This is a genomic window from Achromobacter sp. 46006 (assembly GCF_059761975.1).
In genome coordinates, this window is record NZ_JCBANN010000056.1 from 1 (window position 1) to 22,560 (window position 22,560).

The 22,560-nt window shown below is 69.0% G+C and carries 25 protein-coding genes; 13 read left to right on the plus strand and 12 right to left on the minus strand.

The window, feature by feature from the left end:
• Nucleotides 1-113: 113 nt before the first annotated feature.
• Nucleotides 114-740 carry a glutathione S-transferase family protein gene (locus AC6LKG_RS21195; protein WP_498167786.1) on the plus strand — a complete coding sequence of 209 codons (627 nt, stop codon included), beginning with the start codon at nt 114-116 and terminating at the stop codon, nt 738-740.
• Nucleotides 741-756: 16 nt separating this feature from the next.
• Here the strand turns inward: AC6LKG_RS21195 and AC6LKG_RS21200 are convergent, their stop codons facing one another.
• Complete coding sequence (locus AC6LKG_RS21200; RefSeq protein ID WP_498167789.1) at nt 757-1,224, minus strand: DUF6389 family protein; 468 nt, start codon at nt 1,222-1,224, stop codon at nt 757-759.
• A 78-nt stretch (nt 1,225-1,302) separates the two neighbouring features.
• Here AC6LKG_RS21200 and AC6LKG_RS21205 point away from each other — a divergent pair, with 78 nt between their 5' ends.
• The 3 genes from AC6LKG_RS21205 (at nt 1,303) to AC6LKG_RS21215 (ending at nt 3,669) form a co-directional block, all read left to right on the plus strand.
• The gene (locus AC6LKG_RS21205) at nt 1,303-1,833 is read left to right on the plus strand and encodes a GbsR/MarR family transcriptional regulator (protein WP_498167791.1); all 531 of its coding nucleotides are present in this window, start codon (nt 1,303-1,305) and stop codon (nt 1,831-1,833) included.
• Between the two features lie 109 nt (nt 1,834-1,942).
• Nucleotides 1,943-3,199, plus strand: coding sequence for an SDR family oxidoreductase (locus tag AC6LKG_RS21210; protein WP_498167793.1), 1,257 nt, complete (start codon nt 1,943-1,945; stop codon nt 3,197-3,199).
• A complete protein-coding gene (locus tag AC6LKG_RS21215; protein WP_498167795.1) occupies nt 3,196-3,669 on the plus strand; it encodes a DUF2269 family protein in 474 nt (157 codons plus the stop codon). The genes AC6LKG_RS21210 and AC6LKG_RS21215 overlap by 4 nt, the downstream gene beginning before the upstream one ends.
• 65 nt (nt 3,670-3,734) lie before the next feature.
• Here AC6LKG_RS21215 and AC6LKG_RS21220 read toward each other — a convergent pair whose 3' ends face one another.
• The 10 genes from AC6LKG_RS21220 to AC6LKG_RS21265 form a co-directional block, all read right to left on the minus strand.
• A complete protein-coding gene (locus AC6LKG_RS21220; RefSeq protein WP_498167798.1) occupies nt 3,735-4,715 on the minus strand; it encodes a Bug family tripartite tricarboxylate transporter substrate binding protein in 981 nt (326 codons plus the stop codon).
• A 100-nt stretch (nt 4,716-4,815) separates the two neighbouring features.
• Complete coding sequence (gene hpaH / locus AC6LKG_RS21225) at nt 4,816-5,616, minus strand: 2-oxo-hept-4-ene-1,7-dioate hydratase (RefSeq protein ID WP_498167867.1); 801 nt, start codon at nt 5,614-5,616, stop codon at nt 4,816-4,818.
• Between the two features lie 49 nt (nt 5,617-5,665).
• Nucleotides 5,666-6,073, minus strand: a complete 408-nt coding sequence (locus AC6LKG_RS21230; RefSeq protein WP_498167801.1) for a nuclear transport factor 2 family protein — start codon at nt 6,071-6,073, stop codon at nt 5,666-5,668.
• An 18-nt stretch (nt 6,074-6,091) separates the two neighbouring features.
• Entirely contained in the window at nt 6,092-7,318 is a 1,227-nt protein-coding gene (locus AC6LKG_RS21235; RefSeq protein ID WP_498167803.1) for an NAD(P)/FAD-dependent oxidoreductase, read from the minus strand.
• Nucleotides 7,315-7,635 carry a non-heme iron oxygenase ferredoxin subunit gene (locus AC6LKG_RS21240; protein WP_498167806.1) on the minus strand — a complete coding sequence of 107 codons (321 nt, stop codon included), beginning with the start codon at nt 7,633-7,635 and terminating at the stop codon, nt 7,315-7,317. Before AC6LKG_RS21240 ends, AC6LKG_RS21235 begins: the two co-directional genes overlap by 4 nt.
• 2 nt (nt 7,636-7,637) lie before the next feature.
• On the minus strand, nt 7,638-8,906 hold the full coding sequence (locus AC6LKG_RS21245; protein WP_498167809.1) for an aromatic ring-hydroxylating dioxygenase subunit alpha: 1,269 nt from the start codon (nt 8,904-8,906) through the stop codon (nt 7,638-7,640).
• Between the two features lie 22 nt (nt 8,907-8,928).
• Entirely contained in the window at nt 8,929-9,420 is a 492-nt protein-coding gene (locus AC6LKG_RS21250; RefSeq protein WP_313658262.1) for an aromatic-ring-hydroxylating dioxygenase subunit beta, read from the minus strand.
• Between the two features lie 28 nt (nt 9,421-9,448).
• Entirely contained in the window at nt 9,449-10,549 is a 1,101-nt protein-coding gene (locus AC6LKG_RS21255) for a cupin domain-containing protein (protein WP_498167812.1), read from the minus strand.
• 67 nt (nt 10,550-10,616) lie between these two features.
• Nucleotides 10,617-11,615, minus strand: coding sequence for an ornithine cyclodeaminase family protein (locus tag AC6LKG_RS21260; RefSeq protein WP_498167815.1), 999 nt, complete (start codon nt 11,613-11,615; stop codon nt 10,617-10,619).
• A 16-nt stretch (nt 11,616-11,631) separates the two neighbouring features.
• Nucleotides 11,632-12,483 (minus strand): fumarylacetoacetate hydrolase family protein, encoded by an 852-nt coding sequence (locus AC6LKG_RS21265; RefSeq protein ID WP_498167818.1) that lies wholly within the window; start codon nt 12,481-12,483, stop codon nt 11,632-11,634.
• Nucleotides 12,484-12,701: 218 nt separating this feature from the next.
• Here AC6LKG_RS21265 and AC6LKG_RS21270 point away from each other — a divergent pair, with 218 nt between their 5' ends.
• Nucleotides 12,702-13,424, plus strand: a complete 723-nt coding sequence (locus AC6LKG_RS21270; protein ID WP_498167821.1) for a GntR family transcriptional regulator — start codon at nt 12,702-12,704, stop codon at nt 13,422-13,424.
• 72 nt (nt 13,425-13,496) lie between these two features.
• Here AC6LKG_RS21270 and AC6LKG_RS21275 read toward each other — a convergent pair whose 3' ends face one another.
• Entirely contained in the window at nt 13,497-13,844 is a 348-nt protein-coding gene (locus tag AC6LKG_RS21275) for a hypothetical protein (protein ID WP_498167824.1), read from the minus strand.
• A gap of 119 nt (nt 13,845-13,963) precedes the next feature.
• Here AC6LKG_RS21275 and AC6LKG_RS21280 point away from each other — a divergent pair, with 119 nt between their 5' ends.
• From AC6LKG_RS21280 to AC6LKG_RS21315, 8 genes are all read left to right on the plus strand, one after another.
• The gene (locus AC6LKG_RS21280; RefSeq protein ID WP_498167827.1) at nt 13,964-15,106 is read left to right on the plus strand and encodes an NAD(P)/FAD-dependent oxidoreductase; all 1,143 of its coding nucleotides are present in this window, start codon (nt 13,964-13,966) and stop codon (nt 15,104-15,106) included.
• A 13-nt stretch (nt 15,107-15,119) separates the two neighbouring features.
• Nucleotides 15,120-15,497 carry a RidA family protein gene (locus AC6LKG_RS21285; RefSeq protein ID WP_498167830.1) on the plus strand — a complete coding sequence of 126 codons (378 nt, stop codon included), beginning with the start codon at nt 15,120-15,122 and terminating at the stop codon, nt 15,495-15,497.
• A gap of 58 nt (nt 15,498-15,555) precedes the next feature.
• Nucleotides 15,556-17,001 (plus strand): M81 family metallopeptidase, encoded by a 1,446-nt coding sequence (locus AC6LKG_RS21290; RefSeq protein ID WP_498167833.1) that lies wholly within the window; start codon nt 15,556-15,558, stop codon nt 16,999-17,001.
• Between the two features lie 48 nt (nt 17,002-17,049).
• Nucleotides 17,050-18,621 carry an ABC transporter substrate-binding protein gene (locus AC6LKG_RS21295; protein WP_498167836.1) on the plus strand — a complete coding sequence of 524 codons (1,572 nt, stop codon included), beginning with the start codon at nt 17,050-17,052 and terminating at the stop codon, nt 18,619-18,621.
• 91 nt (nt 18,622-18,712) lie between these two features.
• Nucleotides 18,713-19,648, plus strand: a complete 936-nt coding sequence (locus tag AC6LKG_RS21300; RefSeq protein ID WP_498167839.1) for an ABC transporter permease — start codon at nt 18,713-18,715, stop codon at nt 19,646-19,648.
• A gap of 13 nt (nt 19,649-19,661) precedes the next feature.
• Complete coding sequence (locus AC6LKG_RS21305) at nt 19,662-20,540, plus strand: ABC transporter permease (protein WP_498167842.1); 879 nt, start codon at nt 19,662-19,664, stop codon at nt 20,538-20,540.
• Between the two features lie 10 nt (nt 20,541-20,550).
• On the plus strand, nt 20,551-21,564 hold the full coding sequence (locus AC6LKG_RS21310) for an ABC transporter ATP-binding protein (RefSeq protein ID WP_498167844.1): 1,014 nt from the start codon (nt 20,551-20,553) through the stop codon (nt 21,562-21,564).
• Nucleotides 21,561-22,553: an ABC transporter ATP-binding protein gene (locus AC6LKG_RS21315; protein ID WP_498167846.1), complete on the plus strand. Its 993-nt coding sequence runs from the start codon at nt 21,561-21,563 to the stop codon at nt 22,551-22,553. Before AC6LKG_RS21310 ends, AC6LKG_RS21315 begins: the two co-directional genes overlap by 4 nt.
• Nucleotides 22,554-22,560: the final 7 nt, after the last annotated feature.

Below are 22,560 nucleotides of genomic sequence, written 5' to 3' on the forward strand. Positions count from 1 at the left end.
GCGCTTGCCTGATCCGCCGCCGCGGCGCCTGCGCGGCCCCAACCGTAGGCAGCGCCGGCGGTTCTGGCGATAATGGCCCCTTCCGCTTCGCCTGCCCCCTTCAAGAGGACGCCATGTCACGTTGGACCTTCTACACCGCACCGGGCACCTGCGCCCTGGCCACCCATATCGCCCTGCACGAAGCCGGCGCCGACTTCGACGTCGTCAAGCTGGATTTCAGCGCCGGGCAGCAGCAGAGCCCGGAATACCTGCGGGTCAATCCCAAGGGACGGGTACCGGCGCTGGCCACCGAGCATGGCGTGCTGACCGAAACGCCGGCCCTGCTGGCTTTCGTCGCGCAGAGTTTTCCCGCGGCCGGGCTGGCGCCGCTGGACGACGCCTTCGCCTTCGCGCGCCTGCAGGAACTGAACAGCTACCTGGCTTCCACCGCGCACGTGGCGCACGCGCACAAGCGGCGCGGCGCGCGCTGGGCCGATGACCCGGCGGCGCATGAATCCATGCGCGCCAAGGTGCCCGAAACCATGACGGCGGTCGCCGCCTACCTGGAATCGCAGATTGCCGGGCCTTGGGCGCTGGGCGAGCGCTTCAGCATTGCCGATGCCTATCTCTACACCATCGGCAGTTGGCTGGAAGGCGACGGCGTGGAGATGGCGCGCTTCCCGGCGTTGACCGCCTACCTGGAGCGGGTCGCCGCGCGTCCGGCGGTGCAACGCGCCCTGGCACAGGCCAAGGCCGGATAAGGCGCGCCGCGCCGGCTCAGCGCAGGGCCGCCGCAGCGTCGGCCGACAGGCTGCGCGGCGTGGTCGTGCCGTAGTCCTCGTCCGCGTAGATGCAGGCCGGCAGCGGCGACAGCGCGCGGCCGCCCCGCTCCCACAAGGCCTCGATCCAGTCGGCCGCGGTGTCGGCGATGGCGTCCTGCACGCAGAATCCGGGGTCGCGCGCGAAGCTCGGCACCGGCGGCGTCAGGCCGGTTTCGCCGTGCACCACGTCGAACAGGCGCCGATGGCCCTCGATGGCCTTGTTCAGCACATACAGGTCGGGGCCGTCCAGGCCGATGACCACGGAGAACGTGCCCTCGCCGTCCTGGTCGGGAAAGATGCCGAACTGGATCTCGCGCGCCTTTTCGGGCAGGCGCGGAAACAGGCCGGCCAGCACGCGCAGCGCGGCGTCGGTGTGGGCGTCGAGTTCACGCCGCAGGGCAATTTGATAGTCGTGTTGGTTCATGCCTCGAGCTTAGCGGATCGCGCTTATTTCTCTAATTTCTGTATTGACAGAAATTAGAGAAATACCTACAGTGGCCACATGAAACTGACTCCGATCGCCGAACGCTTCATCCTCCACTGGGGCGAAATGGGCTCGCGCTGGGGCGTGAACCGCACCGTGGCGCAGATCCACGCCCTGCTCTACCTGCTGGGCCGGCCCGCGCCCGCGGAGGAAATCGCCGAAACCCTGGGCGTGGCGCGCTCGAACGTCAGCAACAGCCTCAAGGAACTGCAGGCCTGGCGCCTGGCCAAGGTGGTGCACGTCATGGACGACCGCCGCGACCACTTCGAGACCTCCACCGATATCTGGGAACTGTTCAAGCTGATCGTCGAAGGCCGGCGCCAGCGCGAGATCGATCCCACCCTGACGATGCTGCGCGACACCCTTGCCAGCCCCGAGATGGCCGACGAAACCCCGCTCACCGCGCAGCGCGTGCGCGAGACGCTGGCGTTCCTGGAGATCCTCACCACCTGGTCGGACGAAATGCTGCGCATGAAACCCGAGACGCTGATGAAGACGCTCGGCATGGGCGCCAAGATCAGCAAGACAATGCGCCGCGCCAAGGCGTGATGGCGTGGGCGGACCGCGTGTCCCGCCCATTTTTTTGCCCTGTTATTTCTGTCCATACAGAAATAACAGAAATTAAAGAAAGAGGTCGATACGACCGAAGGCGGATCACATGAACATCCTGGTATGCGGTGCCAACGGTTTCATCGGCCGCGCGTTGTGCCAGGCGCTGACGCGCGACGGGCACCGGGTGCTCAGGGGCGTGCGGCAGGCGCGGCGTCCCGACGAGATCGCAGTGGATTACCGCGTCGACACCGCGCCGGCCGCCTGGGTCGACCGCCTGCGCGGCATCCACGTCGTGATCAATGCGGTCGGCGTCCTGCGCGAAGCCGAGCGCGGCGATTTCGAGCGGCTGCATCATCTTGCCCCGGTGGCCCTGTTCGAGGCAGCGGCGCAGGCCGGGGTCAGGCGGGTGCTGCAGTTGTCGGCGTTGGGCGCGCAAGGTGGCGCCACCGCCTACTTCCGCACCAAGCGCGCGGCCGATGACCATCTGCGCACGCTGCCGGTCACGCATCACATCCTGCGGCCGGCGCTGGTGTATGGCGCCCAGGGCGCGTCGGCGCGCTTTTTCCGCGCGCTGGCCTCGCTGCCGCTGCACGCCCTGCCCGCCGGCGGTCGCCAGCCGCTGCGGCCGATCCACGTCGATGAACTGGCCGAGATCGTGGTGCGTCTGGTGGACGGAGTGGTCGATGCGCCGCGGGTGCTCGATCTGGTGGGCGGCGCCGAGGTCACGTTCAAGCGCATGCTGGCAATCTATCGCGCCACGATGGGCTTTGCGCCGGCGCGGACGCTGGCGGTGCCCGGCGCGCTGGTCGCCGCGGGCGCGGCGCTGTGCGACCGCCTGCCCGGTTCCATGCTGACGCGCGACACCTGGCGCATGCTGCGCGCCGGCAACAGCGGCGATGCGGCGGTCACCACCCGCGTGCTGGGGCGTCCGCCGGCTGCCATCGACGCCTTCATTACTCCGGACGAGGCGCCCGCCCTGCGCCTGCAGGCCCTGGCGGCGTGGCGCCCCGCCCTGCTGCGCGGTGCGCTGGCGCTGATCTGGCTGTGGACCGCGCTGTGCAGCGCCGTCATCTACCCGGTCGACGCCAGCCTGGCGCTGCTGGCCGGCGTCGGCCTGCATGGACCGGTCGCCGTGGCGGCCCTGTACCTGGCCGCCGCGCTGGACGCCGCGTTCGGCCTGGCCACGCTCTGGCGCCCCGGGAGGCGGTTGTGGGCGGCGCAGCTTGCGTTGGTGCTCGGCTATTCCGGGGTGATCGCGGTCGCGCTGCCGGAGTTCCTCTGGCATCCCTTCGGCCCGTTGCTCAAGAACGTCGCCGTCATCGCGCTCCTTTTCATCCTGTTCAGCGAGGAAGTCCAGCCATGAATGCCTATCTCACGATCAAGACCCTGCACATCCTGTCGTCGGTGCTGCTGGTCGGCACCGGCTTCGGGACGGCCTTCTATCTATTCTTCGCCAACCGCAGCGGTTCGGTGCCGGCGATCGCGGCGGTCTCGCGCCTGGTGGTGCGGGCCGACCTGTGGTTCACCACGCCGGCGGTGGTGGCGCAGCCCCTGACCGGATTGTGGCTGGCGCACACGGCGGGCTGGACCTGGACCACGCCTTGGATCGCCCTGTCGATCGGGCTGTACCTGCTGGCGGGCGCCTGCTGGCTGCCGGTGGTGTGGTTGCAGTACGAGATGGCGAAGATGGCCGCCGGCGCCCAGGCTGCCGGCGCCACGGCGCTGCCGGCGCGTTACTGGCGCTTTGCGCGCCGCTGGGAATGGCTGGGCTACCCCGCGTTCCTGGCGATGGTGGCGGTGTATTTCCTGATGGTGCTCAAGCCGGCGTTGTAGGGGCCGGCGCCGCCCGGCCCCGGCCGTCCGGGGCCCGCGCCGGTCGGCATGGGTCCCGCACTGCCTCAATCGATGGCCGCGCCGGCGGTTTTCACCACCTTGCCCAGGCGCGTGTACTCCTCGGCCCCGAACTCGGCCAATGCCTTGCGCGAGGTCGGCGAGGGGATCGCGCCCCGCGATTCCAGGGCCTGCTTCACTTCCGGCCGCTGCAGCGCGCGGTTGACGGCGGCGTTGAGCTTGTCCAGAACCGCCGCGGGCGTGCCCTTGGGCGCGTACAACCCATCCCAGGCAAAGAACCCATAGCCCTTGACACCGGCTTCGTCGATGGTGGGGATGTCCGGATTCGAGGCCACCCGTTGCGGCGTGGTCACGCCCAGCGCGCGCAGCTTGCCCGCGGCGATCTGGCCCGATACGTTCGGCATCACGTCGATCAGCAGCGAAATGCGTCCACCCAGCAGGTCGGTCATGGCCGCGCTGCCGCCCTTGTACGGAATGTGCATGATCTTGACGCCGGCCATCTGGTTCAGCAGTTCACAGGCCAGGTGCGACGAGGTGCCGTTGCCGGCCGAGCCACAGGTCAACTCGCCGGGATGCGCCTTGGCATAGGTCAGCAACTGCGCCAGCGATTTGAAGCGCTCGTCGGCGGCATTGACCACCAGCGCCGCCGCGATCACGGTGAAGCGCGAGATCGGTTCGAAGTCCGCCGGCGCGTAGCCCGGCGATTTATACAGCCAGTGGTTGGTGGCCTGCGTGCCGTTGGTGCCGTAGGACAGCGTGTAGCCGTCCGGATTGGCGCGCGCGACAATGGCGGTGCCAATGTTGCCGCCCGCGCCGGGCCGGTTCTCGATGATGATGGACTGGCCGAGTTCGCGCGACAGCGGATCGGCCACCAGGCGCGCCAGCGTATCGCCGCCACCGCCGGCGGCGAAAGGCACCACCAGGGTGATGGGATGGCTGGGCCAGTCGGCGCCTTGCGCCGCCGCGGCGCCGCTGGCCAGCGCCAGGCACGCGGCCGCGATGCCGATCGAGGTCTTGAAAAGGGTCATGGTTTGTCTCCTTTGGGGTGCGGGGCGCGCGGCCTCTGGTTGTGATGTATCGGACGCGCGGGGAACGAAAAACGGAAATGCGGGAGGGTCTCCGGAAGCCTCAGGCAAAGCGGCAACTGACCGCGCCGAGCCGGCCATAGTCCACATGGAACGTGTCGCCCTGCTGGGCGAACACCGGCCGCGTGAACGAACCGCTCAGGATGATCTGTCCGGCTTCGAGCGCGATGTCGTGGCTCGCCAGCTTGTTGGCGAGCCACACCACGCCGTTGGCCGGATGGTTCAGCACGCCCGCGGCCAGGCCGGTTTCCTCGATCACGGCGTTGCGCGACATCATCGCGCCGACCCAGCGCAGGTCGAGCGCATCGACCCGCACCGGCCGTCCGCCCATCACCACGCCGGCATTGGCGGCATTGTCGGCGATGGTATCGAAGACCTTGCGCGGCCGCCGGGTGTCGGGGTCGATCTGGTGCGAGCGCGCGTCGATGATCTCCAGCGCCGGGATCACATAGCGCACCGCGTCCAGCACATCGAACAGGGTCACGCCGGGGCCCTTTAGCCGCCGCTCCAGGATAAAGGCCAGCTCGACCTCGACCCGCGGCACGATGAAGCGGTCGCGGGGGATCTCGGCGCCGTCGTCGAACAGCATGTCGTCCAGCAAGGCGCCGTAGTCGGGCTCGTCGATCTGCGAGGACAGTTGCATGGCGCGCGAGGTCAGGCCGATTTTGTGGCCCACCAGCCTGCGGCCGGCCGCGATCTTGCCCGCGACCCATTCGCGCTGGATGGCGTAGGCGTCGGCGATGGTGATGTCGGGATATTCCAGCGACAGCTGGCGGATCTGGGTGCGGCTGCGTTCCGCCTGGTCCAGGCGCTGGGCCAGCGCCCGGATGGTCGAGGCATCCATGGATTTTGCTTGCGATGTCATGGGGTTTTCCGGCTGGGTTTCGGGGGAATCATTCGGGAGGCAGATGGCGCCGGCTGCGCTTTTCCGCCAGCAGCCAGTCCTGGCCGCTGGCGACCAGCCGATCCTGGCAGTCGCGGATGGCGACCAGGCGCGGCGCCCCGCCCTGCGCTTGCGGATCGCTGTCGTAGGCGGTCAGGAAATAGCCCACCGTGGCCTGCGATCCGCTGTGTTCGAGCAGGCGCAGATTGGTAATGACGTGGCAAGTGGTGCGCTGCGGCGGCCGAGCCTCCAGGGCCGCCAGCACCTCGCCCGGCCCGGCCAGCATCTGGCCCTGGCGCAGCCAGGTGCCTTCCGGCGCCATGAGCGCGGCGGCGGCCTGGTGGCGCCGCGTATCCAGCGCATGGAAAAAGGCCAGGACGACCGCCTCGCAGGCGGCCTTGACGTGTTCGGTCTGCATTCGGTTCTCCATCAGGGTTCAGCCGATCCGGGCGCTGGACAGGGGCGCATCGGCGCGCGCCAGTTGCGCGGGGTCCACCTGGGTGCCTTGCGCGATCCACTGGCGCAACTGGCGCAGTTCGCGCGCCGCGTTCACCGCCACGGCGCCGATGACGCGGCCGCCATCGTCCAGCGCCACCGATAGCAGCGCGCGCGCGTCCGCCTGGGGCCGCAGCACTTCGCGGGCGGCCCGCGCCGGAAAGCCGGCGATCTGCACCATGGCGTCGTACTGTTCCGACCAGACCGCGCCGCTGGGCTGGTAAGGCTGGCCGGCATCCAGCGCCGACAGCGCCGCCGCCGCGCCCTGGTCCTGGGCGTTCTGCCAGGATTCGAGGCGGATGGGGCTGGCGCCCTCGGTCGCCGCCACCGCCACGTCGCCGGCGGCCAGCACATCGGGCGCGGAGGTGCGGCAGTATTCGTCGACCAGCACGCCGCGGTCGCAGGCGATGCCGGCTTCGCGCGCCAGCGTATCGTTGGCCTGCATGCCGACCCCGAGCACCACGGCGTCCGCTTCCAGGCGGCCGCCGTCGGCCAGCTCGGCCACGCAGCCGCCCTCTGGCCGCGCATGCAGCGCGCGCAGGCTGGCATTCAGGCGCAGCGCCACCCCCTGCGCGGCATGCAACGCGGCCAGGTGAGCCGACACGCCCGGCGGCACACTGCGGGCACACAGGCGCGGCGCCTGCTCCAGCACCGTGGTGGCGCAGCCGGCCTGGCGTGCGGTGGCGGCCACTTCCAGGCCGATCCAGCCGCCGCCCGCGACCACGATGCGCCGCCCCGGGCCCAGGCGGGCGCGCAGGCGCAAGGCATCGTCGCGGGTGCGCAGCACATGCACGGCGGGTCCGTCGGCGCCCGGCAAGGCCGGCACGATGGGACGGCCGCCGGTGCACAGGATCAGTTTGTCGTAGCTGAGCGTGGCGCCATCGGACGTTTCGACCTGATGGCGTTCGGGCCATAGCCGTGTCGCCGCGATGCCGGGCCGGAACGTGATGTCCAGTTCCGCCAGGCGCTCGCAGGAGAACAGCTCGGTGCTTTCGGGCGCCGCCTGGCCGCCCAGCACCGCCTTGCTCAAGGGCGGACGCTCGTACGGCGCGTGCGGCTCATCGCCCAGCAGCAGGATGCGGCCAGAATAGCCCCGGCCGCGCAGCGTGGCGGCGGCCCAGCCGCCCGCCTGCCCCGCGCCGACGATGACGATGGCGCCCGCTTTCACGGCGCCTCCGGGCTCAGATAGATGGTGCCGGCCTCGACCCGCACCGCGTAGCGCCGCAGGTCGGTGGTGACGGGCGGGCATTGCGGCTTGCCGCTGCGGATGTCGAATACGCCCTGATGCAGCGGGCATTCGATGGTGCCGTCTTCCATATACCCATCGGCCAGGCTGGCATTGCCGTGCGGGCAGCGGTCCTGGGTGGCGCAGATATCGCCCTGCAGGTCGTACAGGCAGACCGCCTCGCCCTCCAGCGCGACGCGCAGCGTGCCGGTGTCGGGGGAAATGTCGCCCACCTGGGCGACCGGAGTCCAGGTCGTCATGGTCACAGCCCCATCGCGTTGCGGTAGTAGTCGTAGAACGAGCGGATCAGCACCTCGGTCACCATGTAGTCGGCCGGCTCGGTATCGCGTCCGCCCATTTCCACGATGCCGCGCGCCTCCGGGTAGCCGGTGACGCCGATCTGCACCTGGTTCAGCATCTCACTGTCGTCCATCGAGACGAAGCCGGCCGGGCCCAGCAGGTTGGCGTGCTTCAGGCGCAGCCGGGTCATCTCCTCGTCGTCGTCCTCGTAGCCGTAGTAGGTGAAGACGAGTTCATGCTCGGTCGGGCTGCGCGGGATCACGTGGCGGGTCTTGAGCGAATTGGCCTGGATGCCGAACTGCGCGGCGGGAAAAACCCAGGCGCCGCCGACCCGGCCGCGGTTGAATTCGGCGCGCGGGGTCACGGTTTCCAGGTCGAGCAGCTCCAGGTCGTCGCGGAAGCGGCTCATCTCGCTGGTGGCCTCGGTCTTTTTCTTGCCCTCGTTGTGCGACACCATCACGCTGTGGGCGCCGCCGCCGGTGGGAATGCACTCGGACTTGGAATCCGCGCGCCACAGGCCAAAGGTGATGTAGAAGGTGTGCAGCAAGGTGGCGTGGTACGGGTCCTTCAGGTTCTCCAGGTACATCTTCCAGTTGCTGGGGATGAGCTGGCGGCTGTAGCCCAGCAGCTTGAGCTTCTTGCCCGGCAGCATGTGGTCGATCTCGGCCAGCACCTCGACGCCGCAGTAGTCCTCGAAACTGGGCGCATCGTCGGCGAACGTCGCCCAGATCGAGCCGCCGCGGTTGACGCTGCGCAGCTTGCGGATGCCGTTCTGCTTCGGGTCGAAGTCGCGCGGCATGCCGCCCTTGCCCATGGCGCCGCGGCGAAACGGCACGCCCTGCAGGTTGCCGTCCAGGTCGTAGTTCCACTGGTGGTACGGGCAGGTGAAGTCGGTCACCTTGCCGGTGTTCTGCCAGCAGATCTGGGCGCCGCGGTGGGCGCAGCGGTTCTCCAGCACGTTGATCTCGCCGCTTTCGGTGCGCACCATGACGACCGGGCGGTTGCCGATCCAGTTGCGCTTGTAGCAGCCAGTCTCGGGCACTTCGCACTCCAGGCCGACGTAGTTCCAGGTGCGGCCGCCGAAGAACACGTCCATTTCCTTCTGGAAGATGGCCGGGTCGGTGTAGACCCAGTTGGGAATGCGCGTGTAGCCCTCCTTGGGCCAGCGGCGCTCGATATGGATGGGGGCCGCGGCGGGAGTTTCCAGCACGGCGGAATCGGAACAGGTCATGGCGGGTTTCCTGGCAGCGGGATCAGAGGGGAACGATGAGCGAGGTGCGCACGCGGTAGTTGTCATAGACGCAGTCGCGGCGGGCCAGCAGCGGGCCTTGCGGCGTCAGGCGCAGCTCGTCCAGGTAGCGGCCCACCATGTTCAGCGTGGGCTCGCGGTCGGACAGCGACTCCATCACGGCGAAGTTGGCCTGGGCCACGATGCGCTCGCCCTGCGTCTCGATGACGCGCACGCCGCTGATGAAGTGGCGCAGCGAACGCGGCTCGAACATGGTGGTTTGGCGCAGCGCGGTGACGCGGTCGCGCAGCATGTTCTTGTTCATGCAATAGATCAGGCCGAGCGGCAGGCCGGCGTCGTGGTTCTCGCGCGACAGCACGCGGTAGTGGCAGTCCTCGGTGAAGAAGTCCGGCCATTCCTCCAGCCGGTCTTCGTCCAGGCAGTAGGCGTAGTCGTCGTAGAAGTCGCGCAGGCGGGCGCGCAGCGAGGTGTCGTCGGGCAATTGGATCTGGGTCATGGGAATTTCCGGAATGCGAGCGGCGCGCTCAGGACGCGGCGGCCAGTTGCGCCAGGTTGCTTTCGAAGCCGCCCTGGCTGCCGAGCGCCAGGATCGGTTCCTGCATGCGCTCCTGCCAGATCAGCGATTCCATGGCGATCTGCAGGGGATGGTCCTGCACCGTCAGGGCCGAGGTGGTCTCGGTGCCCGAGTGGTGCGAATGCATGGCCCAGCCGGGCGCCGACAGGATCAGGTCGCCGGCCTTCCAGTCCAGCCGCACGCCGTTGACCTTGCTGTAGCCGTTGCCGCGCAGGTAGTAGTTGATGGCCGACGAGCTGTGGCGGTGCGGCACGTGGTGGTTGTCCGGCGGCGACGACGAAATCGTGGCGAAGAAGCTGTGGGTGGTGCCGATGCGGCGTTCGGTGGCCGGGTTGTACAGCACGAACAGGCGGCGGCCGTTGTAGCCGCGCGCCATGTCCTCGACGCTGGGCAGGTGGCGCGAGACCGCAGCCCAGGGCCAGTGCAGCGCCTTGGATTCGAGCACGTCGATGTCTATCAGCCACTCGTAGCCCATCAGCCAGGCGCCTTCCGGCGTGATCTGCTCGCGCAGCGCCAGGTCGCGGGCGCGCGCCGCCTCGGGCGAACGGGCCGGCGCCGGGCGGGTGTTGGCGTCGGCCGGCGGCACGTCGCCCTCGAATTCCTCGACGTAGTGGATCTCGAGCTTTTCCAGCAGCGGCGCGTTGGAGTACGACAGCCGCACCCAGGGCGTCTGGCCGTCATTGCGGTACGAATGCACCTGCATCGCCGGCGTGTTCCACACGTCCCAGCGACCCACCGGGATATCGCGGCCGGCTACCGTGGCCACGCCCTCGCCGCTGATACAGATCTCCAGCATGTTGGAGTTCTTGCGCAGGTTGAAAGTGCGTTCGCCGGGGTTGACGACGTTGATGGTGACGTCCGTGCCGGGGGCCAGGCCCAGGCCCGGCGCGGTCGCCAGCGGATGGGCGATGAGCGACGCGCGGCGGCCGTTGGCGGGGCGCGGCGCGTCAATCAGGCGGGCGATCTCCAGGTCGATCTCCTCCTTGGGGATCACGATCGATGGCCATTTGTTCTGCTCGCGGGGCGCGGCCCCGCTGACGTCGATGAACATGTCTGTCTCCTGTGGCCGGCGGGCGGTGCGCGCCGGCGTCATAGTGCTTTGAAGGGGGTAATCGAAATCAGGGCTGCGCCAGCAGCAGGTTCTCGCGGGTCTGCGGCGGCAGGGCGACGCCCAGCCCGTGGTCGCGGGCGTGTTCGTACGCCACCTGCGCCATCGCCAGGTCCGACAGGCCCATGCCCATGCCCTTGAACAGCGTCAGCCGCGCATCCGGCGCGCGCGTTTCGCCGCTTGCCAGCAACTCGCCCAGCACCGCCACGCCGTCCCAGGGCGCGCCGTCCGCGCCATAGCGTTCGCGCAGTTCGCGCGAGCCGCGCCGGGCGTTTTCCAGGTCGTCCACCACCACGCGGTCGGCGCGTTCGAACACGTCCTGGGCGAATTCGGCCTTGGCCGGCAGGATCGCGCCCACCGCGTTCAGGTGGCGGCAGTCGGCCAGTTGGGCCGCGTCGACGAAGGGCTCGACAGCGCGGGTGATCAGCGTCACGATCTCGGCGCCGTCCAGGGCGTGTTCCAGCGTGGGCGATTCCTCGATGGCGAAGGCGTACTTGCCGGTCACGGCCTCGACGAAAGCGCGGCGCTTTGCCAGCGTCGGGCTGTAGACCCGCACCCGCCGCAGCTTGCGCACCGCGGCCAATGCGGCCAGTTGCGTCACCGCCTGCGGGCCGGTGCCGATCAGGGCGGCCTGCGTCGCGTCCTCGGGCGCCAGGGCGCGCGTCGCCACGCCGCTGATGGCGGCCGTGCGCAGCATGCCCAGCGCGCGGGCCTCGATCACTGCCCGCAGCAGGCCGGTGTCGGCGTCGAACAGGCTGAACAGCGACCCGCCGCCGGCCTTGGTGTGAACCCAGGTCTTAAAACCGGCGTAACCGCCGGGGCCGGGCTGTACCGAGCCCAATGCGTGCATCGAGCTGCCGTCGCCCCAGGTGGCCAGCGCCTTGGGCACGTTGCGCGCACCCTCCTTCGCCTGCGCCACCAGCATGCGCTGCAGCGCGTCGATGGCGCGCGGGATGGTCAGCGCCGCCACCACGTCTTTTTCGGTGAGATACCGCAATGCCTCGGTCATGCCTGTGTCCTTCGTGTCAGTGGGGGTGGACGGGTTCGTCCGCCACCGTGTTGCGCAGCGTGCCGACGCCCGGCACCTCGATCTCCAGCGTGTCGCCCACCGCCAGGAAGCGCGGCGGCTGGCGGCTGGAACCAACTCCCTCCGGGGTGCCGGTGGCGATCACGTCGCCGGGCGCCAGCGGCGTGAAGGCGCTGATGTAGGCGATCAGTTCGGGAATCGGGAAGATCAGGTCGGCCAGTTCGCCCTGCTGCACGGTTTCGCCGTTCAGGCGCGTCTGGATGCGCAGGCCCGCCGGGTCGCCGATCTCGTCGGCAGTGACCAGCCAGGGGCCGATCGCGCCGCTGCGCTCGAAATTCTTGCCGGGCGTGACCTGGGCGTTGTGCTTCTGGAAGTCGCGCACCGAGTTTTCGGCCATGCAGGTGTAGCCGGCCACGTGGTCCAGGGCGTCGCCCGTCGCGATGTGGCGCCCTGCCCGTCCGATCACCACCGCCAGTTCGCCCTCGTAGTCGAAGCGGTCGGAGGCGCGCGGCTTCCAGACCGGCGCCTCGTGACCGACGAAACTATCGGCATAGCGGGCGAACAGCGAGGGATGGCGCGGCAGCTCGCGGCCGGTCTCGGCCACGTGGCGACCGTAGTTCAGGCCGACGCAGAGGATCTTGCGCGGCGCCGGCACCGGCGGCAGCCATTGCAGGCCTGCCAGCGCAATGCCGGGGCCGTCATGGCCTGCCGCCGCTTGCGCGATGGCCTCGATGCCCGCCGCCAGGGCCGTGGCCAGGTCGGGCCAGTGCTGTGTCAACGGCACGACCTCGGCGTCGCGCAGCACGCCCCAGGCCGGCTGGCCCGCATGCTCGAAGCTGATCAGCTTCATCTTGTCTCCTGTCCTGTAGGCGGTCCTCCTGGCATGCAATTGAGTGACGCATTGCATGCATTCGATGGCTTTTAAGTGCCGTGACCGCTGTTTTTCCGAATTATTGCATGCAATTTTGATAAATCGCAAGGTCAGATTGTTTTTTTGATGCGCAATTGCATGCAATTTTGTAGGTACACTGGAGGCCCTTTCAGATACGCTTCAGCCGACGCTCCGCTATGGCCGCTCAGATCGACAAAGTGATTTCCGAACTCCGGGACATGGTGCTTTCCGGCGCCCTGCAACCTGGCGAACGCGTGGTGGAACTGCAGTTCTCGGCGCGCCTGGGCGTGTCGCGCACGCCGCTGCGCATCGCGCTGACCGAACTGGAAAAGGAAGGCCTGCTGGAACGCCTGCCTTCGCGCGGCTTTCGCGTGCGGGCCTTCACTGTCGACGAGATCGGCGACGCGGTCGAAGTGCGTGGGGTGCTGGAAGGCATGGCGGCGCGGCTGCTGGCCGAGCGCGGCGCCAGCGCCGAGGTGCTGGAACAGTTGTCGCAGGCGGTGCAGGAAGGCCGCGCCCTGCTGGCGCCGGCGCGGCGCGACCCCAAGGCCACGGTGGATGCGCGCGCCTGGGGCCAGATCAACCGCCGCTTCCACGAGATCCTGTGCGAAGCGGCCGGCAACCGCGCCCTGCTGTCGGCGCTGGAGCACAACAACAAGACGCCGTTGGCCGGCCCCGCCGCGCTGACGCTGCCGTCCACGCCGTCGCAGCTGGAGACGCCCTTCGTGCTGCGGGCGCAATCGGATCACGAGGACCTGCTGCGGGCGATCACGCGGCGCGAGGCCGCGCGTGCCGAGAACCTGATGCGCGAGCACGCCTACCGCAGCCGCGAGAACAAGCGCGTACTGCTGGAATCCCTGCGGGGCGGCGTGGCGGGGTTGGCGTTGCCGGCCGACTAAGGGTGCCTGGCAACGCCCGCGGATACGCGGCGCAAAGCCGTCAGCCCGGCCCCTCGCGCACCCGGACCGCCATCAGAACAGCCGGCGGATGCGCGCGCGGATGGCGCCGGCGTACGCCCAGCACCACACCGCCAGCGCCAGCATCGCCACCGTGAAATAGGCCCGCGCCTCGAGCGGCACCGGATTCAGGCGCGACAGCGTGGCAAACGGCTCGTAGCCGATGAAGTCGCTGGCGGCCAGCGCACTGAACAGCAGCGCCAGCGCCGGGCCGGTGAAATGCGGGCGTTCGCCGCGGGTCTGCGGATCGGCCCTGAAATACCAGTGGCACCAACGCAGCGACTGGATCGCCACGGCGACCAGCGGAACGACCAGGGCAAGCTGCAGCACGAGCAGCGCAACGATGACTTGAGTGGGAAGCATGGCCGCGATTTTACGCGGCTCCGGACACCTTCCCCCGGGACAACCCCTATTACCGCGCGATTTCCAAACAACTATCGTATTCGAGAATTATCAAATAAGAGAATTCTCGTTTCAGAAAAATGGCCGCAGACCTCACTTACGATTACGCCGTCATCGGCGCCGGTATCGCCGGCGCCTCAGTGGCCTACCGCTTGAGCCCCACCGCCTCGGTGGTGGTGCTGGAGCGCGAGGCGCAGCCCGGCTACCACTCCACCGGCCGTTCGGCCGCCATGTTCATGGAGACCTACGGCACCGACCAGATCAAGGCGCTGACGCGCGCCAGCCGCGATTTCTACGAACACCCGCCGCAAGGCTTCTGCGAGCATCCCCTGCTCAGTCCGCGCGGGGTGCTGTACATCGCCGCGCCCGGCCAGCAGGACCTGCTGCGCGAGGTCTATGACGACTTCCGCGGCCAGTCGCCCAACGTCACCCTGATCGACGCCGAGCAGGCCTTGGCGCGCGTGCCCTGCCTGCGCCCGGACCAGGTATGCGGCGCGATCGAAGAACCCGACGCCCGCGATATCGATGTGCATGCCCTGCACCAGGGCTTCCTGCGCGGCATGGCGCGTCAGGGCGCGCTGTTGCGGGGCAATGCCGAACTGGTGGCCGCGCGGCACGATGGCATCGCCTGGACGCTGACGCTGGCCGGCGGCGACACCTTGCGGGCGCGGGTGCTGGTGAATGCCGCCGGCGCCTGGGCCGACCACACCGCGACGCTGTGCGGCGTGCGGCCGGTGGGTCTGCAGCCGTGCCGCCGCACCGCTTTCACGTTCACCGGACCGGACAATGTCGATTTCTCGCATTGGCCGGCCGTGGTCGGCGTGGACGAGAGCTTCTACTTCAAGCCCGACGCAGGCCAATTGCTGGGCTCGCCCGCCAATGCCGACCCGGTGCCGGCGCATGACGTGGTGCCCGAGGAACTGGACGTCGCTACTGGCATCTACCGCATCGAATCCGCCACCTCATTGACCATCCGCCGCCCGCGCCACACCTGGGCCGGCCTGCGCTCGTTCGTTGCCGATGGCGATTTCGTGATCGGCTGGGATGGCGCCATGCCGGCCTTCTTCTGGCTGGCGGCCCAGGGCGGCTACGGCATCCAGTCCGCCGCAGGCGCCTCGCGCCTGGCCGCCGACCTGCTGCTCGACCTGCCGCTGAACGCCAGCCTGACCGCGCAGGGCGTCGACCCCGCGCGCCTGTCGCCGACCCGTTTCTCCCAATCGTGAAAGGAGTGAATCCATGAGCCAAGCCATCCAGCGCCTGCCCAGCAGCCTGCCGTTTCCATTTTCACGGGCGGTGAAGGCCGGCGGCTTCCTGTTCCTGTCGGGCCAGGTGCCGATGAACGCCGCCGGCGAGGTGGTGCGCGGCGACATCCAGGCGCAGACCCGCGCCGTCTGCGAGCGCATCGTCGAGAGCCTGGCGGCCGGCGGCGCGCGCCTGGACCAGGTGGTCAAGGCCACCGTGTGGCTCTCCGACATGGCTCACTTCACCGGTTTCAACGAGGTCTACAAGGAATTCTTCGGCACGGCGCTGCCGGTGCGCTCGACGGTGGCGTCGGCGCTGGCCTTGAACGTCGACGTCGAGATCGAAGTGCAGGCGTATATCGGGCAGGACTGAAGCGGGCAGGACCGCCGCGCACAGACGAACGGACAACCATTCAGAACGGAGCGATCGCATGAAGATTTTTTCCGGGTCCCTGGCAACCGAGACCAATACCTTCTCGCCCATTCCGACCGGCCTGTCGGCCTATCGGTCGCGCGGCTACTATCCGGCGGGCCAGCACCCGGACCGCATGCAGATGTTCTCCGGCCCGCTGTGGGCCGCCCGCCAGCGCGCCCAAGGCAAGGACTGGACCCTGATCGAGGGCATGACGGCGGGCGCGACGCCGGCCGGCCCGACCACCCGCCATGCCTACGAGACCCTGCGCGATGAATTGCTGGACGACCTGCGCCGCGCCGGCAAGGTCGACATCGCGCTGTTCGGCCTGCACGGCGCCATGGTCGCCGACGGCTATGACGACTGCGAAGGCGACCTGCTGCGGCGGGCGCGCGAGATCGTCGGCCCGGACACGGTGATCGGGGCCGAGCTGGATCCGCACTGCCACCTGACCGACGCCATGGTCGACAGCGCCGATTTCCTGGTGTGCTTCAAGGAGTATCCGCACACCGACATCCTGGAACGCGCCTACGACCTGGTCGACCTGTGCGTGGCGCGCGCCGAGGGCCGCATCAAGCCGGCGCGCGCGGTGTTCGACTGCGAAATGATCTCCATCATGCACACCAGCCGCGAGCCGATGCGCGGCTTCGTCGACCGCCTGCTGGCGATGGAAGGCAAGGAAGGCGTGTTGTCGGTGTCGATCGCCCACGGCTTTCCGTGGGGCGACACGCCTGACATGGGCTCCAAGGTGCTGGTCTACACCGATGGCGACGCCGGCCAGGCCGAACGGCTGGCGCGCGCGCTGGGCGAAGAGATCATCGGCTTTCGCGACCAGTTGGCGCCGCCCTATCCCGGCGCCGACGAGGCGCTGGACCAGGCGCTGGCGCTGGCCGATTTCCCGGTGGTGCTGGCGGACTCTGCCGACAACGCCGGCGGCGGCGCGCCCAGCGACGCCACCTTCATCCTGGAGCGCGTGCTGGCGCGCGGCATCGAAGACGTGGCGACCGGCCCGTTCTGGGACCCGGTGGCGGTGCAGCTCTGTTTCGAAGCGGGCGAAGGCGCGCAGATCAAGCTGCGCGTCGGCGGCAAGGTGGCGCCGGTGTCAGGCCAGCCGCTGGACCTGGCCTGCGAGATCGTCGCGCTCAAGCGCGATGCCGTCATGACCGGGCTGGCGGGCACGCCGGCGCTGCTGGGCGATGTGGCCGTGGTGCGCAGCCAGGGGGTGACCATCGTCATGACCACCAACCGCACCCAGGCCATGGATACCGACCTGTTCACGCAGTTCGGCGTGGACCTGGGCGCGATGAAGCTGGTCATTCCGAAGTCGTCGCAGCATTTCTACGCCTCGTACTCGAAGCTCGGCCGCCACGTCATCTATGTCGAGACGCCCGGGGCGATCACGCAAGACTACAACGCGCTGCCGTTCACCAAGCGCAAACTGCCGAAATGGCCCTTCAAGGGCTGATATCCAACCCATTGCCCACGCAGGCAACTGGAAAACAAGGGGATGACCATGATGAAACGTTTCAGCCTGCTGGGCGCGGCCGCCCTGCTGGCCCTTGGCATGGCCGCGGGCCAGCCGGCCCTGGCCAAGACGCTGCGGATGGTGCCGCACGCCGACCTGAAGACGCTGGACCCGCTGTTCAACACCGCCTATATCACCCGCAACCACGGCTACATGGTGTTCGACACGCTGTTCGCGCAGGACAGCCACGGCCAGCCCAGGCCGCAGATGGTCGAGAGCTGGACCGCCTCGCCCGATGGCAAGGCCTGGACCTTCAAGCTGCGGCCGGGCCTGAAATTCAATGACGGCACGCCGGTCACCGCCGAGGACTGCATCGCCTCGCTGCAACGCTGGGCCAAGAAAGACACCATGGGCCAGGCGCTGATGGCGGCCGGCGCCGAACTGGCCGCCACGGGGCCGGACAGCTTCTCGCTGACGCTCAAGCAGCCTTTCGGCCTGGTGCTGGAGGCCCTGGCCAAGCCGTCGGGCATGCCGCCCTTCATCATGCCCAAGCGCCTGGCGATGACCGACCCGAACACACCGGTCACCGAGATGGTCGGCTCGGGCCCGTTCCTGTTCAAGCGCGACGAGTGGGTGCCCGGCAACAAGGTCGTGTACGTCAAGAACCCGGCGTATGTGCCGCGTAACGAGCCGGCCGACGGCCTGGCCGGCGGCAAGGTCGCCAAGGTCGACCGGGTTGAGTGGGTCTACATCCCCGACGGCAACACCGCCACCGCCGCGCTGATGAATGGCGAAGTCGACATGATCGAGCAGACCACGCCGGACTTCCTGCCGGTGCTGGAAAGCAACCCCGACATCACCCTGAGCACCTCGGTGGCGACCCAGGGCATGGCCATCGTCAACGCGCTGCATCCGCCGTTCGACAAGCCGCAGGCGCGTCAGGCGCTATATCACCTGATCAGCCAGAAGGAAATGCTGGCGGCCATCGGCTACCCCGAGAAGTACCGCGTCGACTATTGCCCGACGCTGTACATCTGCGGCTCGCCGCTGGCCACCGATGCCGGCGCGGCGCCTTACGCCAAGCCCGACTTGGCGCGCGCCAGGCAGTTGCTGCAGGAAGCCGGCTACAAGGGCGAGAAAGTCGTGGTGCTGTACCCCACCGACCATATCAGCGCCCCCGCCGTCATGGTGCTGACGCAGAACATGAAGAAGGCCGGCATCAAGGTCGATCTGCAATCGATGGACTGGGCCTCGCTGGCGGCGCGCCGCCTGAAGAAGGACGCGCCCGACCAGGGCGGCTGGAACCTGTTCCTGACCTGGGGCGGCTACTACGACGCCAGCACGCCGCTGACCAATCCGTGGCTGTCGGCCGCCTGCGGCAACAGCCTGCCGGGCTGGCCTTGCGACAAGGAGCTGGACGCGTTGCGCACGCAATGGATCCGCGAGCCGGACGCGGCCAGGCGCAAGGAGATCGCGGCGCAATTGCAGGCGCGCGCCTACCAGTCGGTGCCCTATGTGATGTGGGGCGAGTTCAAGCCGGTCTCGGCGGTCCGCGGCCTGAGCCATACCGAGCTGCTCAAGACCGGCATCCCGGTGATGTGGAACATCGAAAAACCGTAACCCGGCGGCGGGCAGCGCGCCCGCCCGCCGTGAACTGTCAGGCCACCGCCGCGCCCTTCGCGCGCCGCGCCCGGCCGAGGGGATCGCCAGCGTGAAAACCATCCTGCGCCGCATCGCGGCCGTCATTCCCGTCATGGCCGTGGTGGCGGTCGTGGTGTTCCTGCTGATCCACCTGTCGCCGGGCGATCCGGCGGCGGTGATCGCCGGCGACAACGCCACCACCGAGGACGTCGAGAAAATCCGCCAGAACCTGGGCCTGGACAAGCCGCTGCTGGTGCAGTTCGGCATCTGGGTCGGGCACCTGGCCACCGGCGACCTGGGCACCTCGATCGCCACCCAGATGCCGGTGGCGCAACTGATCGGCCAACGCATGGGGCCGACCTTGTCCATCGCCGCCTTCACCATGCTGTTCGCGGTGCTGGCCGCCGTGCCGCTGGGCGTGCTGGCGGCCTGGAACGCCGGACGGCTGCTGGACCGGCTGGTGATGGTCGGCGCCGTCTGTGCGTTCTCGGTTCCGGTGTTCCTGATCGGCTACAGCCTCGTGTATGGCTTTTCCATCAAGCTGGGCTGGCTGCCGGTGCAGGGCTACAAGCCGCTGGCCGAGGGCCTGGTGCCGTACCTGCGCCACCTGGTGCTGCCCTGCCTGTCGCTGGGGCTGGTGTACATGGCGCTGCTGACCCGCATGACCCGCGCCACCATGCTGGAGGCACTCTCGGACGACTACATCCGCACCGCCCGCGCCAAGGGCCTGGCCGCCGGCCCGGTCGTGTGGCACGCGCTCAAGAATGCCGCCAATCCCATCGTCACCACCATCGGCGTGGGCGTGGCCCTGCTGATCGGCGGCGTGGTGGTGACCGAGACCGTGTTCGCCATTCCCGGCCTGGGACGCCTGACCATCGACGCCGTGCTGCGCCACGACTATCCCGTGATCCAGGGCGTGCTGCTGGTGGCCTCCGGCATCTATGTGCTGATCAATCTGCTGGTCGACCTGAGCTATCGCCTGTTCGACCCGCGCATCCGCTATTGAGGAAGGCCGAACCATGACCGCCACCACCACCCTGCCCCTGGCCGTGCCACGACCGCGCTGGCGCCGCGCCGCGCGCGCGCTGCGCCGCCATCCCATGCTGTATGCGGGCGGCGCGATCCTGCTGGCGCTGGCCGTGGTCGCGCTGGCCGCGCCCTGGCTGGCCAGTGCCGATCCGCTCGACATCAACCCGCTGGCGCGCATGAAGCCGCCTTCGACCGAACACCTGTTCGGCACCGACGCGCTTGGCCGCGACGTGTATTCCCGCACCCTGTGGGGCGCCCGCATCTCGCTGGTGGTCGGCGTCGTGGTGGCGCTGGTGTCGACCGCGGGCGGCGTCGTCCTGGGCATGCTGGCCGGCTACTTCCGCCGCCTCGATGGCGTCATCATGCGCATCATGGACGGCCTCATGGCCATCCCCGGCGTGCTGCTGGCGATCGCCCTGATGGCCACGCTCAAGGGCGGCCTGGGCACCGTCATCGTGGCCATCGTGGTGCCCGAGGTGCCGCGCGTGGTGCGACTGGTGCGCGCCCTGGTCCTGACCATCCGCGAGCAACCCTACATCGAGGCCGCGGTGGCCGCCGGCACCCGGGTGCCGGCCATCCTGCTGCGCCACATCCTGCCCAACCTGTTCGCGCCGCTGATGGTGCAGGCCACTTTCATCGCCGCCTCGGCCATTTTGACCGAAGCCGTGCTGAGCTTCCTGGGCGTGGGCATCCCGCCGCAGATCCCGAGCTGGGGCAACATCATGGCCGAGGGCCGCAACTTCGTCGCGGTGGCATTCCACATCATCCTCTACCCGGGCCTGTTCCTGGGCGTGGCCGTGCTGGCCGTCAATCTGGTGGGCGACGGGCTGCGCGACATGCTCGATCCGCGCCTGGCGAAAAAGCTGTAGGAGCGCGCGCATGCCATCCCAACCTGTGCTGCAAGTGCAAGACCTGACCACCTGTTTCGACGGCGACGAGACCACGGTGCTGGCCGTGGACGGCCTGTCGTTCGACCTGATGCCGGGCGAGACCCTCGGCCTGGTGGGCGAATCCGGCTGCGGCAAGAGCGTCACCTCGCTGTCCATCATGCGGCTGCTGCGCTCGCCCGGGCGCGTGGCGCGCGGCAGCGTCGCATTCGACGGCCGCGACCTGCTGACCCTGCCCGAGAAGGCCATGCGGGCCGTGCGCGGCAACCAGCTATCGATGATCTTCCAGGAGCCGATGACCTCGCTCAATCCGGTGTTCACCATCGGCCGCCAGATCAGCGAGCCGCTGATGCTGCACCAGGGCCTGTCGCGGCGCGAAGCCATGAAGCAGGCCGAGGCATTGTTGGAACTGGTGCAGATCTCCGACCCGGCGCGGCGCGTGCGCGAATACCCCTACCAGTTGTCTGGCGGCATGCGCCAGCGCGCCATGATCGCCATGGCGCTGGCGTGCCAGCCCAAGGTGTTGATCGCCGACGAGCCGACCACCGCGCTGGACGTGACCATCCAGGCGCAGATCCTGCACCTGCTGCGCGACATCCAGGCGCGGCTGGGCACGGCCATCGTGCTGATCACCCACGACCTGGGCGTGGTGGCGCAGATGTGCCAGCGCGTCATCGTCATGTATGCCGGCCGCAAGGTCGAGGAAGGCAGCGTCGACGACGTGCTGGACCGCCCCGCCCACCCCTATACCCAGGCGCTGCTGCGGTCGCTGCCGGATTTCGTCGACGGCCAGGACCATACCGCGCGCCTGGCCGAATTGCCCGGCATCGTGCCGGTGGTGACGCCGGCCTCGCGCGGCTGTGCCTTCGCCGCGCGCTGTCCGCAGGCGCTGCCGCGCTGCGCCACCGAAGCGCCGCCCGCAGTCGTCACCAGCGACCGCCACCGCGCCTGGTGCTGGGCGCGCCAGGCCGAGCCGGCCGCCACGATGGAGCAAGACTCGCAATGAACCTGCACGACGCCCCCTTTCCCGGCGCGGAGACCGGCGCCGCCGCCGCCGCGCCCCTGCTGCAAGTGACCAACCTCAAGAAGCACTTTGCGCTGGAAGGCGGCAAGGTGCTGCGCGCGGTCGACGGCGTATCGCTGTCGGTGGCGCGCGGCCAGACCCTGAGCCTGGTGGGCGAGTCCGGCTGCGGCAAGTCCACCACCGGCAAGTGCCTGATCCGCCTGACCGACCCCACCGAAGGCCGCATCCTGCTCGAGGGCGCCGACCTGGCCGCGATGGGCAGCCGCCAGTTGCGCGCCATGCGGCAACGCATGCAGTTCATCTTCCAGGACCCGTTCTCGTCGATGAACCCGCGCATGCGGGTGCGCGACATCATCGGCGAGCCGCTGCGCAATGCCGGCCATGGCCGCGAAGCCATCCGCGAACGGGTGGCGCAACTGCTGGCGCGCGTCAGCCTGCGCCCGGACGCCGCCGAGCGCTATCCGCACGAGTTCTCCGGCGGCCAGCGCCAGCGCATCGTGATCGCGCGCGCCCTGGCGCCGGAGCCGGGCCTGATCGTCTGCGACGAACCGGTCTCGGCACTGGACGTGTCGGTGCAGGCGCAGGTCATCAACCTGCTGATGGACCTGCAGCGCGACCTGGGCCTGACCTATGTGTTCATCTCGCACGACCTGAGCGTGGTGCGGCACATCAGCCACCAGGTGGCGGTCATGTACCTGGGCAAGATCGTCGAGACCGGCACGCGCGACGCGGTGTTCAACCGACCGGCCCACCCCTACACCCGCGCCCTGCTGGCAGCGGTGCCCTCCGCCCGCCGCGGCGAGCGCGCCCCGGTCGCCGTGCTCAAGGGCGAGATTCCCAGCCCGCTGGCGCCGCCGTCCGGCTGCGCCTTCCGCACCCGCTGTCCGCAGGCCCAGGCGCGCTGCGCCCAGGAAACGCCGCTCGCGCGCCGGGTCGGTCCGGGCCAGTTGGCCGCCTGCCATTTCGCCTAACGCCTGT

What these genes read in the sequence shown, in the direction of transcription:
- AC6LKG_RS21195 (WP_498167786.1), top strand. Translation starts at nt 114, where the DNA reads ATGTCACGTTGGACCTTCTACACCGCACCGGGCACCTGCGCCCTGGCC.
- AC6LKG_RS21200 (WP_498167789.1), bottom strand. Translation starts at nt 1,224, where the DNA reads ATGAACCAACACGACTATCAAATTGCCCTGCGGCGTGAACTCGACGCC.
- AC6LKG_RS21205 (WP_498167791.1), top strand. Translation starts at nt 1,303, where the DNA reads ATGAAACTGACTCCGATCGCCGAACGCTTCATCCTCCACTGGGGCGAA.
- AC6LKG_RS21210 (WP_498167793.1), top strand. Translation starts at nt 1,943, where the DNA reads ATGAACATCCTGGTATGCGGTGCCAACGGTTTCATCGGCCGCGCGTTG.
- AC6LKG_RS21215 (WP_498167795.1), top strand. Translation starts at nt 3,196, where the DNA reads ATGAATGCCTATCTCACGATCAAGACCCTGCACATCCTGTCGTCGGTG.
- AC6LKG_RS21220 (WP_498167798.1), bottom strand. Translation starts at nt 4,715, where the DNA reads ATGACCCTTTTCAAGACCTCGATCGGCATCGCGGCCGCGTGCCTGGCG.
- hpaH (WP_498167867.1), bottom strand. Translation starts at nt 5,616, where the DNA reads ATGGATGCCTCGACCATCCGGGCGCTGGCCCAGCGCCTGGACCAGGCG.
- AC6LKG_RS21230 (WP_498167801.1), bottom strand. Translation starts at nt 6,073, where the DNA reads ATGCAGACCGAACACGTCAAGGCCGCCTGCGAGGCGGTCGTCCTGGCC.
- AC6LKG_RS21240 (WP_498167806.1), bottom strand. Translation starts at nt 7,635, where the DNA reads ATGACGACCTGGACTCCGGTCGCCCAGGTGGGCGACATTTCCCCCGAC.
- AC6LKG_RS21245 (WP_498167809.1), bottom strand. Translation starts at nt 8,906, where the DNA reads ATGACCTGTTCCGATTCCGCCGTGCTGGAAACTCCCGCCGCGGCCCCC.
- AC6LKG_RS21250 (WP_313658262.1), bottom strand. Translation starts at nt 9,420, where the DNA reads ATGACCCAGATCCAATTGCCCGACGACACCTCGCTGCGCGCCCGCCTG.
- AC6LKG_RS21255 (WP_498167812.1), bottom strand. Translation starts at nt 10,549, where the DNA reads ATGTTCATCGACGTCAGCGGGGCCGCGCCCCGCGAGCAGAACAAATGG.
- AC6LKG_RS21260 (WP_498167815.1), bottom strand. Translation starts at nt 11,615, where the DNA reads ATGACCGAGGCATTGCGGTATCTCACCGAAAAAGACGTGGTGGCGGCG.
- AC6LKG_RS21265 (WP_498167818.1), bottom strand. Translation starts at nt 12,483, where the DNA reads ATGAAGCTGATCAGCTTCGAGCATGCGGGCCAGCCGGCCTGGGGCGTG.
- AC6LKG_RS21270 (WP_498167821.1), top strand. Translation starts at nt 12,702, where the DNA reads ATGGCCGCTCAGATCGACAAAGTGATTTCCGAACTCCGGGACATGGTG.
- AC6LKG_RS21275 (WP_498167824.1), bottom strand. Translation starts at nt 13,844, where the DNA reads ATGCTTCCCACTCAAGTCATCGTTGCGCTGCTCGTGCTGCAGCTTGCC.
- AC6LKG_RS21280 (WP_498167827.1), top strand. Translation starts at nt 13,964, where the DNA reads ATGGCCGCAGACCTCACTTACGATTACGCCGTCATCGGCGCCGGTATC.
- AC6LKG_RS21285 (WP_498167830.1), top strand. Translation starts at nt 15,120, where the DNA reads ATGAGCCAAGCCATCCAGCGCCTGCCCAGCAGCCTGCCGTTTCCATTT.
- AC6LKG_RS21290 (WP_498167833.1), top strand. Translation starts at nt 15,556, where the DNA reads ATGAAGATTTTTTCCGGGTCCCTGGCAACCGAGACCAATACCTTCTCG.
- AC6LKG_RS21295 (WP_498167836.1), top strand. Translation starts at nt 17,050, where the DNA reads ATGATGAAACGTTTCAGCCTGCTGGGCGCGGCCGCCCTGCTGGCCCTT.
- AC6LKG_RS21305 (WP_498167842.1), top strand. Translation starts at nt 19,662, where the DNA reads ATGACCGCCACCACCACCCTGCCCCTGGCCGTGCCACGACCGCGCTGG.
- AC6LKG_RS21310 (WP_498167844.1), top strand. Translation starts at nt 20,551, where the DNA reads ATGCCATCCCAACCTGTGCTGCAAGTGCAAGACCTGACCACCTGTTTC.
- AC6LKG_RS21315 (WP_498167846.1), top strand. Translation starts at nt 21,561, where the DNA reads ATGAACCTGCACGACGCCCCCTTTCCCGGCGCGGAGACCGGCGCCGCC.